10 protein-coding genes and 1 pseudogene are annotated in these 13097 nt (G+C 55.5%); 7 read left to right on the forward strand and 4 right to left on the reverse strand.

Annotation, left to right across the window (positions count from 1 at the left end):
- Nucleotides 1-21 precede the first annotated feature (21 nt).
- From ACVWXZ_RS06755 to lpxD, 5 genes and pseudogenes are all read left to right on the forward strand, one after another.
- Nucleotides 22-1284: a class I SAM-dependent methyltransferase gene (locus ACVWXZ_RS06755; protein WP_457482313.1), complete on the forward strand. Its 1263-nt coding sequence runs from the start codon at nt 22-24 to the stop codon at nt 1282-1284.
- Between the two features lie 58 nt (nt 1285-1342).
- On the forward strand, nt 1343-2866 hold the full coding sequence (locus tag ACVWXZ_RS06760) for a hypothetical protein (protein WP_457482314.1): 1524 nt from the start codon (nt 1343-1345) through the stop codon (nt 2864-2866).
- A gap of 66 nt (nt 2867-2932) precedes the next feature.
- Entirely contained in the window at nt 2933-3451 is a 519-nt protein-coding gene (locus ACVWXZ_RS06765) for a DUF4330 domain-containing protein (protein WP_414522513.1), read from the forward strand.
- A gap of 55 nt (nt 3452-3506) precedes the next feature.
- Nucleotides 3507-3690: pseudogene (locus ACVWXZ_RS06770) on the forward strand (hypothetical protein); the annotation flags it as partial.
- Nucleotides 3691-3745: 55 nt separating this feature from the next.
- Nucleotides 3746-4777: a UDP-3-O-(3-hydroxymyristoyl)glucosamine N-acyltransferase gene (gene lpxD, locus ACVWXZ_RS06775; protein WP_457482327.1), complete on the forward strand. Its 1032-nt coding sequence runs from the start codon at nt 3746-3748 to the stop codon at nt 4775-4777.
- A 53-nt stretch (nt 4778-4830) separates the two neighbouring features.
- Here the strand turns inward: lpxD and ACVWXZ_RS06780 are convergent, their stop codons facing one another.
- Nucleotides 4831-5256, reverse strand: a complete 426-nt coding sequence (locus ACVWXZ_RS06780; RefSeq protein WP_414342567.1) for a DUF1499 domain-containing protein — start codon at nt 5254-5256, stop codon at nt 4831-4833.
- A 150-nt stretch (nt 5257-5406) separates the two neighbouring features.
- On the opposite strand from ACVWXZ_RS06780, the gene ACVWXZ_RS06785 reads away from it, so the two are divergent.
- Entirely contained in the window at nt 5407-6135 is a 729-nt protein-coding gene (locus ACVWXZ_RS06785; RefSeq protein ID WP_457384496.1) for a Uma2 family endonuclease, read from the forward strand.
- Nucleotides 6136-6426: 291 nt separating this feature from the next.
- A complete protein-coding gene (locus tag ACVWXZ_RS06790) occupies nt 6427-7125 on the forward strand; it encodes a Uma2 family endonuclease (protein WP_457482315.1) in 699 nt (232 codons plus the stop codon).
- 33 nt (nt 7126-7158) lie between these two features.
- Here ACVWXZ_RS06790 and ACVWXZ_RS06795 read toward each other — a convergent pair whose 3' ends face one another.
- From ACVWXZ_RS06795 to crtH, 3 genes are all read right to left on the reverse strand, one after another.
- Entirely contained in the window at nt 7159-9852 is a 2694-nt protein-coding gene (locus ACVWXZ_RS06795; RefSeq protein ID WP_457482316.1) for a TylF/MycF/NovP-related O-methyltransferase, read from the reverse strand.
- Nucleotides 9853-9878: 26 nt separating this feature from the next.
- Nucleotides 9879-10778, reverse strand: coding sequence for a hypothetical protein (locus tag ACVWXZ_RS06800; protein WP_457482317.1), 900 nt, complete (start codon nt 10776-10778; stop codon nt 9879-9881).
- A gap of 593 nt (nt 10779-11371) precedes the next feature.
- Nucleotides 11372-12928 carry a carotenoid isomerase gene (crtH, locus tag ACVWXZ_RS06805; protein WP_457482318.1) on the reverse strand — a complete coding sequence of 519 codons (1557 nt, stop codon included), beginning with the start codon at nt 12926-12928 and terminating at the stop codon, nt 11372-11374.
- Nucleotides 12929-13097: the final 169 nt, after the last annotated feature.

Genomic DNA, 13097 nt, shown 5'->3' on the forward strand with positions numbered 1-13097 from the left:
CGTTGAGCCTTTCCCCTGCCTATGGCCAGCTCTGCCCTCTCCGCTTCGGAACGAGCCTTGAGCCTTTACGAGGCTCTGCCCTACCCTAATGTGCCCCTCTCGCAGACGGCTCGCAATGCCTTGCCGGAGATGTTTAAGATGAGCTACACCACGGCTCAGTACCTGCGCACCCATGCTATCGTCCCGCCAGAGGGCAAGGTTTTGTTGAATGCCGGCTGTGGCTCCGGTTGGGAAACGTTGATGATGGCTGAGGCCAATCCAGGGGCCCAGATCGTTGCCTGTGATCTGTCTCCGGCTTCGGTCAAGCTTACCGAGGAACGCCTGCGCCACCACGGCTTCGCAGATGCCGAGTTTTATGTCCTCAATCTGCTGGAGCTGGATCGCCTGGGGATCCAGTTTGATTTCATTAGCCTCAATGATGTTTTGTATTTGCTGGAGGATCCCACCGAGGGCCTGCGGGCCATGAAAAATGTCCTCAAGCCCGATGGCATCATCCGGGCCAATCTCCACAGCCGCTACCAACGGCAGGTGTTTTTCCGCCTGCAAGAGGGGTTGCAAAAGGTGGGGCAATTTGACGTTCCGCCAGCAGTAGGGGCCAAGAATGTGCGGGAGTTCATGGGATCCCTGCGAGAAGAAGTGGCCCAGGCGGTGCTCTGGAACCCGGCCAACTATGCCGAAGATGCGGCCATTATGAATAATTACCTACTCTCCAACGACAAGGGGTTCACGATCCCCGACCTGTTTCGCATGTTGCAGCAGGCGGGGTTGAGCTTTTTGAGCTTGGTGGATAGGCCCGACTGGTCGGTGGAGTCTTTGTTTAAAGAGGTGCCTGAGTTTGTGCGGCAGCGGTTGGCAACCCTCAGCATCATGGAGCGGCTGCATCTGTATGAACTCCTTCGCCCTGTCCATCGCCTCATCGACTTTTGGGCGGAGCATGCCGGCTCTTCGCCGGTGCTGCCCTGGAGCGACGAAGATTGGCTGTCGGGATCCGTACAATTCAATCCCCTGTTGATGGACAACCCCCGCTTTCGCCAGGAGTACAGCAAAGCCCTGCAAGAGAAGCGGCCCTACGAAATGCAGTGGACAGGGGCCACCCACGGGCGGATCAGCATCCCTGCCGAGAAAGTGAGCTGGTTGGCGCCACTGCTTCAAGGACCAACGCCGGTTCGAGAGCTGATTCAACAGGCCGTCCAGTTGGGATCCCCAGATGAAGAACGAACAACCGCTGAGGTGCTGACCTTCCTAACCAACCTAGAAGACTTTCTTTTTTTGATGCTGCAATAGGCAGCTCCCCAAGTTCTGGCTGCCCATACCTGTCTGTTGTTTGTAACCTATGAGTCAGATGTCTGCCCGGTCGGGATCTTACTGGCGCGCAACCCTGACGCGGTGGTTCCCACAGCCTCTGGATCGCTGGGTTGCCCGGATTACCCTCTGCAACCTGGCCATCGGGGTGATCCTGGTGGTGTTGGGCAACCACACAGCTCCTTACGTGCGGGACTTTAACTGGCAACAGCAACGGGTGGGGGCGCAAGAAGTGCAGATGGTGCTCACCTTCAACCGCCCGATGGATCCCGTCAGCGTTGAAGAGCACTTGCAGATCCAGCCCCCTCTGCCGGGTCGAATGCGCAAACTGGGTCGCCGCTTTTTTTGGACGCTGACAGAACCAGCCCCTTACGGCCAGACCTACCGGGTGCGCCTGCAGGCAGCGGTAGATGAACGGGGCCAGCCCATGGCCCGGCCTTTCGAGGGAGAATTCCGCACGCCGGATCGGCAGTTGCTGGGGATCAGCACCGAACCTGCCCAGCGAGGGCGAATGTTTCTGTTCAACCTGGAGACGGGAGCCGCTACTCTGCTGACTCCAGCTGGGGTCAAGGTAACCCAAATGCAGCCCAGTGCTGATGGCCGCTTCGTGTACTATTTCGCCACGGCCACCAACCTACAGCACCAGGATCTGTACCGGCTGGATCTGGAGGATCTGTCTTCGCGGTTGCTGCTGGATCATCAGGGTTACCAAAACCTGCGCTTCCAAGTCTCGCCGACGGGGGAACTGGTGGTGGCAGAGCGGATCCCGCTGCAACGGGATCCCATGGCTGCCGTCCAGACGGAGCTGTGGATCCAGAAAACAAGCCGGGATCCCTTCGAGCGACTGGAATTGGATACGGCGGTGGGGGGAGATTTTTTCATTAGCCCCGATGAGAGCAGCCTGCTCATCTCGCAGGGACAGGGGGTGGGGATCGTACCCTTGCATCCACGGGCGGCAGCGGAGAGCTTTCTAGCCCAGTTCGGCCAAACCTTAGCCATCCGCCCCGATGGGGCTTTCGGGGCTTTGCTGCGCTTCAATCCCGACTACACCCGCAGCCTCTCCATCGTCAGCAATACCGGCAACAGCGAGGAGATTTTGAGAACCCAGGGATCCATCCTGAAAGGGGCTTTTTCCCCTCGGGCGCCCATCTTCTACGCCTTGGTCAGTGAGGTCTCTCACGTTAGCGGTGCGGAGCATTATTCTGTTGGCGAGGTCGCGATGGACTCCCCCAGCTACACCGAGTCGCCCCGCCTGCTGGCGATAACGCTCGGCACTGAAGCAGGCAACGCCATAGAGGTGGTTCGAGCCACCTATCCCGTCGATCTGGACTTCAGCATTTCCCCGGATGGACGCATGCTGGCCTACACGCTCTTGGAACCGTTCCCAGGGATCCCGGATCCCTCGGCTCCCCTTAGCCGTAGCGGGCAAGCCATCATGGCCTCGCAAGTGTGGTTGGTGGATTTGCAGGACGGGCTGCCCATTCCTGATGGACAAAGTGGTTCGCACCGCTGGCGGGAACGCCGCCTACCGCTGGGCAGCAGCGCCCTAGCCTGGATCCCTTAGGGCGAGAAAGCCACTTGGAGAACAAACCTGCCTAGAATCAAGACAGGGTGTGCGAGGAGAGGTGATATGCGGCTCATTGACGAGCAGGGGCGGCTTTTGGGAAAGGTCAGCCTCTTGGATCTGGGAGCTCTGGCAATTGTGGTGGTGGCCATTGTCGCCGTCTTGTTCTTTCCGGGTCGGCAGGCGGGCAGTGTCGTCCAGGTGGGAGGTGGCCCCACGCTGCCGGTGGAAGTGGACATGATTGTGCGCGGGGTCAGCAGCCGCTCTATGGAACCTTTTCAGGCGGGGCAGAAGGCTGACCTGATCATCCGCAACCAGCCCTACGGCCAGGTGGAGGTGGTGCGAGTGGAGAATGTCAGCCGCACGGTGCCAGTGGTTTTCCCCGATGGGCGGGTGCAGAACTTGCCCGATCCCGAAGCCTATCGCCTCGACCTGGTATTTACGTTGCGGGGGCGGGGCCAGCGCACCGAGAATGGCATCGTCCTGGGCAACAATCGCGTCAAAATCGGTGTTCCCCTAGAGCTAGAGACCTTTGACTACAACTTGCGCGGCACCGTGATGGACGTGCGGCTGCTGCAATCGTAGAGCATGACTCTAGTCAATAATAAGCTCAACTATACTGAAAATAATGTATAACATGTTCAGTACGGATTACTACCAGTTGATCTTTCTGTTTACTTTCGAGTCTGCCAACATGGTAGCCAAAGCAAAGCAGAAAATTGGTAGTAAGACGACACGGAAACTGCGCTTTGGGTATTCTACTCAAAGCTTTGCGGGATACCGCCATTCTGGTTGGAAACAAACAGAATGCTATCGCTGCATAGTTGAACAGTGATGTTCAGCAGTGTTCAGCGTAAATGTATCAGGATGTCAACCCCAATGCAGCTACAGGAGATTGCCCAAAAATTGGGGTGTGCCTACGAGGGGGATCCCACCCTGGAAATTCACAGCGTGGCCAGCCTGGCGGAGGCTCGCCCAGGGGAGCTGAGCTTTCTCAGCGAGGCCCGCTACCTACCTCTCTTGGAGCAAACCCAGGCCAGCGCCGTCATCGTGGAGGAAGGGCTGGCTTTGCCCTGTTCCATTGCCTGCTTGCGGGGCAGGGATCCCCGTCTGCTCTTTGCCCAGGCCATTGAGCTGTTCTACCAACCCTACCGCCTGCCCGTTGGCATCCACCCCACCGCTGTGATCGATCCCAGCGTCGAGCTGGGGGAGGGGGTGGCCATCGGGCCGCACGCAGTGGTGATGGAGGGAGTGAAAATTGGCGACCACACCCAAATTCACCCCAATGTCACCATCTATCCCCACGTGCGGATTGGATCCCGGTGTCAGCTCTTGGCCAATTGCGTCATCCACGAGCGCACAGAAATTGGCGACGACTGTCTGATCCACAGCGGCGCTGTCATTGGCGACGACGGCTTTGGCCACATTCCTCTGGCAGATGGCTCCTGGCGGCGCATGCTGCAGGCGGGCCGAGTGGTGCTGGAAGACAACGTGGAGGTAGGCAGCAACACCACCATCGACCGGGCCGCCGTTGGCGAGACCCGTATTGGCCGCGGCACCAAGATCGACAATCTGGTGCAAATTGGCCACGGCGTGCGCACCGGATCCCACTGCCTGATCGTGGCTCAGGTGGGCATTGCCGGCAGTACCCAATTGGGCCACCACGTCATTTTGGCCGGGCAATGTGGCTTGGCCGGGCACCTGCACATTGGCGATGGCGTGCGTGTAGCCGCCCAGACAGGTGTAACCAGCGATATCCCTGCTGGTCAAACGGTGGCCGGCTACCCCCACCAACCCATTGCCGAATGGCGCAAGAGCATGGCCGTCCAGCGGCACTTGCCTGAGCTGCAACGTACCTTGCGCAAGCTGGAAGCTCGTGTGGCCAAGCTGGAACAGAACGAGGAATCATAAGAGACGGCAAAAGACGTGGATCCACATAAGTCTCCCGCCTTGTCCTGTCGGCCCTAGCTCTGCTCCAGCAACGACCGCAAAGTGTTCAGGTACTCGTTGATGTTGCGCCGGTTGCCGCCGAAATCATATTCCCCAACACGGCCTTCGGAAGTAATGTGTAGACGAGTATGGCCAGGATCCCCTTCTATTGGCGACAGCGAAACCGTTAGATCGTCCACGAACTTAAAAAAGTTGGTGCGGGAGATCCCCTTCACTTCCATCGCCTCAGCATCCACAGAGACCAGTTCCCCCCGCTTCCAAACTTGAAAGGCTTGCTCAGCCGCTTTTAACACCTGGTCTGGGCTAGCTGCAATCACAACTTCCTGTTGGGCGCGATTGTAGGGGGATCCACCCAGGGTGGCCGCTTGTAAGGTGGGGATCCCGCTTGCCAAGCCGAAAAGCAGCACCGCTATCACCACCAAAAGTTTCCAGAAAGACATGCGGACAAAAGGAGAAGTTTACATCTCTTATTATGCCTTTCAGTTAGTAGAACGCTCCTGTTATCACCCTGTCAGCCTGAAGCAGAGCACCTGCCGGCGGTTCTATCGATGGGTTAGCCTACAGCTAATTCACTTGCCCCGAGTGCAAAAATGCTGGCCCAAGAAAAACTCCAAGAGAAAGCCGAGGAAAAGATTACTCCCCTCACCCGCCAGCAACTGGCGGAGCTCATGCCCTCGGCCCAGGGGCTGCTCAGCGATGAACCCGAAATGGAACACTCCCTGCATGCCCTGCAGCTTTTGATTCTGGTCAGCTGCCTCGCCCGCCTCTGGCAAGACCGCAACGACTACTTCCTCGCCTGGAACCTCACCGTCTACTACAGCCGAGAGCAACTCAAAAATAAAGACTTCCGCGGGCCAGATCTGTTTTTGGTCAAAGGGGTAGAAAACCGCCCCCGCCCTTCTTGGGTGGTGTGGGAAGAAGGTGGCAAATACCCGGACTTGATCATCGAGCTGCTTTCGGAATCGACTGCCAAAGTGGATCGGGGTGAGAAGCGGGAGCTTTACGAAAGGATTTTCAGGACACCGGAGTACTTTTACTATTCTCCGGAGACGCAGGAGTTTATGGGTTTGCGACTGAGGGGGGAGAAGTACGAGGAGATTGAGCCAACGGAGCAGGGCTGGCGCTGGAGCGAGATGCTGGAGCTGTATCTGGGGATCCATAACCAACAACTGCGCTACTTTTTCCCCAATGGGGAGCTGGTGCCTACTCCTGAAGAAGCTGAGAGAATCGAGCGCCAACGTGCTGAGCAAGAGCGACAGCGAGCAGAGCGCCTGGCCCAGAAGCTGCGGGAGCTGGGGGTGGATCCCGATACCTTGTAAGGGTAAAGAGAGGAGAACTGGCAATGAGTGACATACTCCCGACCCCGACTGCTGGCAGTACGGAGCGGGCTTCTCGCTTCATCGGGGAGCCTACGCAAGAACCCTCCACGAGCAGACACGGAATGTCCTACCGCGTAGTTGCACCAGATTCCGGCAAAAGCCGTTTTGTGCAACTACTCCTATCATACACCATGTGGGGGTATCTGTATCCCGGCACTGACCCTACGGGTACAGTGCGGGGCCTTAGCTACCCCCACACCCCCATAAGCTAACCCAAACCCAATTACTGAGGTGCTGGATCCGGTTTATCTACCCGAGTTGCCCCCCACCCAAGACGAGCTCCCCTACGACGACAGCGAACCTATGGAAAGCTGGCGGCACAGGTGCCAGATGGACTTGCTCATCTCCACTACCCAAACCTGGCTGCAGCAGCGCCCTGATGGCTTTGTCGGTGGCAATATGTTTCTCTACTACAGCTTGGAGCAGACCAGCGGCCGCAATTTCAAAGGGCCGGATTATTTTGTGGTGTTGGGCGTGCCTAAAGGCGAGCGCAAAAGCTGGGTGATTTGGGAGCAGGGCAAAGGGCCGGACGTGGTGATTGAGCTTCTTTCTCCCAGCACTGCCCAGGAGGATAAAACAAGCAAAAAGCAACTTTATGAGCAGATTATCCGGGTGCCGGAGTACTTTTGGTTTGACCCGTTTGATCCAGAAGACTGGGCGGGGTTTCGGCTGAGGGGCGACCGCTATGAGCCAATTCAAGAGGATGCCGAGGGTTGCTTGCCGAGCGAGGTTTTGGGATTGTGCCTAGTGAAGTGGGAGGGCAGGTTTCGGGACATCGAGGCCACCTGGATTCGCTGGGCCACTGCTGCTGGGGAACTGGTACCCACCGAGGCCGAACTGGAGCGGCAAAGGGCTGAGCAGGCCGAACAACGGGCAGGGCGCCTGGCCCGGAAGCTACAAGAGCTAGGGGTAGATCCAGACGTCCTGTAGACAGCCAAGTAACTCAAGACAACAGATGGATCCCTAGGAGGCCAACAGCAACACAGGTAGCTTTTGAATAGCAGGCCGTAATCCCTTGGGAAAGCGCTCCCGCTTCAAGAGATAGCGATAGTTGAGTTGGGGAATAAGTCTCTCCCATTGATAGGGGTTCAAGCCAGCTACCACTGAACAGAACGGCTCTCTACTGAGCTCTAACCCCTCTTCCATGAGCCTGAGAGCTATGTTGCCTGCAGCTATCTCCAGGGTTCGATTAGCCACTTGCGGATCCGGATCCCCTAGGAAGATCAGAGCATAGTCTTCTGGCTGAGGACTGCGCAGAATTGGCTCCAGCAAGCCCTCCAGTTCTTGGATAAGCTGCTCTGTCTCCATCTCCCAATAGGGGAAAAGGCCCACGTTGATCTTGCTCAGGCGGATCCCTTGTGGTTTGGAGGTTTCTGTTAGGCTATCTCTCATCACTACCAGGTTTTCTGAAGGACTCAGCCAAACCCCTGTGTAATCGACGCTATGCAACCTGAAAAAGGCTCCGATTTCCTGCTCGAAGTCATGAACAGCTTTCCAACATCCTTGCCAGTGTCCGTAATCATCGATTTGGATGAATCCTTGGGAATGAACCTGATCATAGAAATGATGAAAAATATCCATCGTTGATTGATACCAGTCAGCATCTGCATGCAGCAGAGCAACCTCGCCCACTTGATCTCGATAGATAGGCAAGGTGTCAGCAAACAGCCCTGGCACGGGGACAATGAGATCCCAAACTCCCAGTTCCTTGGCAACCACCTCTAAGTTCTCCGAAATGGGTGCTGCTAAGGCACCGGATCCAAAACCCGTATCGTTGGCAGCAACTCCTCGAGAATCTCGATCCACCTCTGTTGGATCAGGCATACCTGAGAAGGTATCGAAAGCATATAGCCTGCGAGGTCGACGGCTGTAGTTCTTAATCACCCAGGCCAGCAAAGCTGAGCTTCCACCCCTGCAAACACCACATTCTACAAAGTTCCCAGGAATGTCTTCTTCACAAACCTGCTTAGCCAGTGAATAAAGGCTCCAAAGACGCTCAAAGCCCAGCAAGGTAAAAGATTTAACTTTCTCTAGCACCCTAGACAACTCAAGGTTACAGACCGGATAGTCCTTGAGGTGCTCTGGCAATGTCCAATTCACAGCAGGGTCTGGAATATGCTCAACGGGCTTGACATTGCCTCGCCAGGCCACTCCCATAATTTGCATGGTCTGGTAAATCATCGTGTTCCAGCCCCTGTCTCTCAAGTAATTCAAACCTTCAGCCACATCCGGCGAGGCTAGATCATGAAACAGAATCAAGGCATCCTCAGCAGCATAGCGCTCTGCCACTTGAGCATCCTGCAAGGGGGCTGGTGAGTCATGATTCCCATCGATGAAAATCAGAGACCAGCGACAATCCTCTTGCTGGGCAATCTCCTCCACCTTCCCTGGGCTATAGCCAGGGTAGAGATTGACATTAGAGCGAACTCCAGCCGAGCAGAGAGACTGGTTCACGCTCTCATAAGCCAGTGGATTTTCCAAAATTGGATCGACAACATCGAGAATAACCCCGCCTGCTGCCAAGTGAGCAGTTGACCAGCCCAACCAACAGCCGATCTCCAGAGCAGATTTTCCTCGAAACTTTAGCGCAGTATTGTACAGAATGTGTGCCTCGTCCCGACTAACAAAGCCGATGGTAGGTTGACGTAGATCCGTATGCCAAAGGTGAGGAACTTCTTTCCGTAGATAAGGCCAGGGGTGAGAGCTTGGCTCGGCCGCAATCATTGAAGGAAAGCTATGGTCAAGATGTATTCTAATCTGGTTAGGCGATACGTAGTCGTATCTCTTGACCGGAGTGGAGATGATGCCTGCATACCGCAAGCTAGCTTCAATCTTAAAACCTTCAGTTGTAAGCGCAATATGAGTTGGTCTCACCTTAACTTCGGCTGTAAGATGTATGATTCCTAGTGGATTGTGAGGTGGAAAAGGATCCACCCAAATCTTCCTTTGCAAATCCCATTGGGGTATCTCATAATGGGCTAGCCAGTTGCAATTTAATGGCAAAAGTTCAACTCTATCCAGACCTAAGTCCTTGTAAATAGCTACGTTTAAAGCAAATTGATCTGTGAGGAAGTCAAGGCAGTTATAAATGGCTTGACTCAGTCTTCTGCTCCACGCTGACCAGTGAGGAGATCGCCCAGTCCCAGAAAACACACCGGCATTCAGCAAAGGCTCTATCTCTAAACCAGCAAAATCCGTGTAGTGAAAGTAGCGACTATATTGCAAAGTTATCCAAGCGTGTTGCACAGATCTGGTGCTGTGTTTAGCAAATAACTCCGGGACTATTGCAAAGCCCTTTCTTTTTGCTCCCAAAGCAAGAAGATCAATTGCAGACCAATCTTGCACCCAAGCATCTGCATCAATCCAAATGTAAACTTCATAACCTGGGAAATATTCAGGCAAAAAAGGTCTAGAGACCAGCGCTTTGAGGTACCTAGGTTGTTTATCGACATTAGGAACGTTGTAATTCCAATCTGGCTCTACGATATAGTCAACGTACTGACCTATCCATTGCAACTGCTCTGGCGTACACCCTACATCAAAAAATCCAATATCTACAGAGTTGCCCTGTGGCTTTTCTCGAATAGAGAGAATAGTTCCCTGAACCAATTCAAAAAACTTGCTATCGGCACCTGTAACGATGATAGTTGAGTTCATGACTTCTATCTCTCCTCTCTAAGACCTTACTTCTTGTCGAAAAGATGAAATCTGTTTATGTAGCAAAGAGCTCCCTTTTGACCGGCTATGATCTCCCCCTGCCAGAGGAGATGAGAGGGATCCAGCATCTGGTCAATCCGCTTGCGGTCTTGCTCAGAGGTAAACTCCACGTAAATCACCTTGATGTCCCTAAGCTGCGGCTGCAGGTTAGCCAATACCTCCACCTCATCCCCACCCGTAGCCACCCTGAGCACATCGATGAACTCCAGACCCAGCTCCTTGAGAGCTGCCCTGGCTTCCCGGAAAGGGAGCACCTGCTCCACTCCCCACTCGGCCTGAGGATCCTCCGGCCAGAGCCGACAAGTTCTGCAGCTATTCTGCCCCGCCAGCCCCACCGGATGCACAAAGCAGTTGCCCAGGCCAAGAGCATTCTGCTGCAGCAGGTGCAAGGCCAAGGGATCCACCTCAAAACAATGAATGGCCGCCTCAGGGCAGAAACCCCGAAAACAAACGCTACCAAGGCCTACCCCAGCTCCGATGTCGATAACCGTCTGCACCTGACTAGACAGAAACACAGGAAAGTTAAGATACGTCCTCTCGTAAAAAACGGTGTCTGGGTAGAGCTTTACCGAAAACCTGAGTTTGCCAAAGTCAAAGCCAGTCAACACTGCTTCCATTAACTTACTGGCATTGGCCAAAAGAAGTTGGTGGTCCTCTGCCAAGACAAAAGCAAAGTTGGCCCTCACAGGCCGCCCCAGCCGCTGCAAGTCCTCAGCTGTGCACACCACAGCATCAAAACTAGGCCAACTGGCTGGCTCCCCCCTCACCTCATGAACTCGCTCGGGCACTCCCTTCTGCTGCAGCAGGGCACAGGGATCCCCAAACCCCTCTTCCACATACAGCTCCAGCCGCGGCAGGTCCAGCAAGTCTGCTGCTATCACTTCCGGACAGCCGCAACTATAGCCAATAAGGATTTGAGGGGTGGCTGGAGAGCATGACTCTAGTCAATAATAAGCTCAACTATACTGAAAATAATGTATAATATGTTCAGTACGGATTACTACCAGTTGATCTTTCTGTTTACTTTCGAGTCTGCCAACATGGTAGCCAAAGCAAAGCAGAAAATTGGTAGTAAGACGACACGGAAACTGCGCTTTGGGTATTCTACTCAAAGCTTTGCGGGATACCGCCATTCTGTTTGGACTCCGTCCCGCTAACGCGAATGGAAACAAACAGAATGCTATCGCTGCATAGTTGAACAGTGATGTTCAGCAGTGTTCAGCGTAAATGTATCAGATACTGAATACCGAGTTTGAAGAGGACATCTGTGTTGATTCTGGACAATGTCCTGATTCAAAGGCCTACAGCCTGCTTTCGGGAACGGACGCTATCTTACTGGCTAGCGTCTCATTGTTGTTTGAATTGACCATCAACTGCCTCCCAAACCCTCTGCGCCGCTCAACCCTCATCCCCTGCCCCTCTCCCAGAGGGAGAAGGGAGTAGCAAGGATAAGGGCAACCTAAACCAAATCCGCTGCCACCCGGTGGGCGCAGGCAAAGCCGGAGAAGGCAACGGCATTGAGCCCTTGGCCGGGGAAGGTGCTATCCCCCACGCAGTATAGGTTGGGGATGGCGGTGCGATTGAAGGGCATGCCCAGCAAGCCCCAGGGATCCCGGCTGGGGATAGGCCCATAGGTGCCGTTGCTGCGGCTCAAAAAGCGGCGGTGGGTACGGGGGGTGCCTATCTCCTTCAGTTCAATGTGGGATCCCAGTTGGGGCCAAAGGGCCTCCAGGCGGCGGATAAGCCGGTCGGCGGCTTGCTGTTTTTGGATCTGGTACTGGCTTGGGTTCAACCCTTGCCAGGTGGACATCCAACTGGGGGTAAAGGCATGAACAATGTGGCGGCCCGGGGGAGCCAGGTCGGGATCCAACAGGGTGGGGACGGAGACGAAAAGGGTGCCCTGCTCAGCCTCCATCTGATCCCAGTCTTCCAGGAGAATGTGGTGACAATGGCATTCGCCGGCCAGGGCCTCGGCCCGCACCCCCAGGTGCAAGCTTAAAAAGCTAGGGGATTGCTGGTAGCGTTTTTGCCACTGCCGCTCCGCCCTGGGCAGGGATCCCGGCCATAGGCGCTCAAAGGTGTCCCAGCGGGTGGCATTGGAGATGATTGTGCGGGCAAAGAGCTTTTCCCCGCTGGCCAGTTCTACGCCCACCGCCCGACCTCTTTCTTCCAGGATCCGCCGCACGGGTGCTTTGTAGCGGATCTGCCCGCCATGGGCCTCTAGCCCCTGGGCCAACTTTTGGGCGATCTGCCCCACCCCCCCTTTGGGATAGTTAATACCGCCGTAGTGTCGGTCACAAAACACCATCCCGGCATTGATCAGGGGCGTGCGATCCGCCGGCACCACCGACCAGCAGTAGCACTCCATATCCACAAAGCGCAGCAAATCCGGATCCCGCAGACAGCGCCGCGCTACCTGGCCCACATTCACCGGCAAATAGCGCGCCAAGGTCAGGCAGCCGAGGGGATTGCTCACAAAAGAACGAAATAGATAGCCCCACTCCTCCAACGAGAGCAGCTCCATGGCGTTGAGGCTGTTGAAGATGGGCCACAGGCTATCGTAGAACCGGCGAATGCCGGCGGCTTCCCGGGGAAAGTAGCCGGATAGCTCCTGCAAAAACTGCTCGTAATCCCGGTGTACTCGGGGATTCAGCCCCTTGGGCAGGTGGTAGGCAATCTGCACCGGATCGGGGATAGAGTCTATGGACTGGCCCACGGCTGCCAAGGCGCGGGTCAGCAAGTTGGTGGTACCCTGGGTGCCCAACCCAAAGATCATGGAAGCGCCCACGTCGAAGCGGTAGCTCCCCTTGCCTAAGGGATCCGGACGCTCAAAATAGCCGGCACTGCCCCCTGGAATGAGGTATTTTTCCAGCACCAGCACACGGTATCCTTTGGCAGCCAACTGGCTGGCCGCGACCAATCCCCCGATCCCAGCACCGATGACGATGGCATCCCAAGCAGGGGAAGGGGTGTACAGAGCCTGCAAGAGGGTCTGAGAAGGCAAAGTTGAGGTCAAGGGATCCCTCTGGAAACTCAAACGCAAGATCAGTATCTTTACCGTACCAGAGGTTCTAGGGTTTCCCCATGAGTTGAGCTCCCCTGGGAATGAGTTTGCCCAGATCTGCAAGATCCCCAAATAGAGATTGTGGCGCGGGCTACGGAACCGAATTCACGAATTTGCTATA

Source organism: Thermostichus sp. MS-CIW-38, assembly GCF_054058415.1.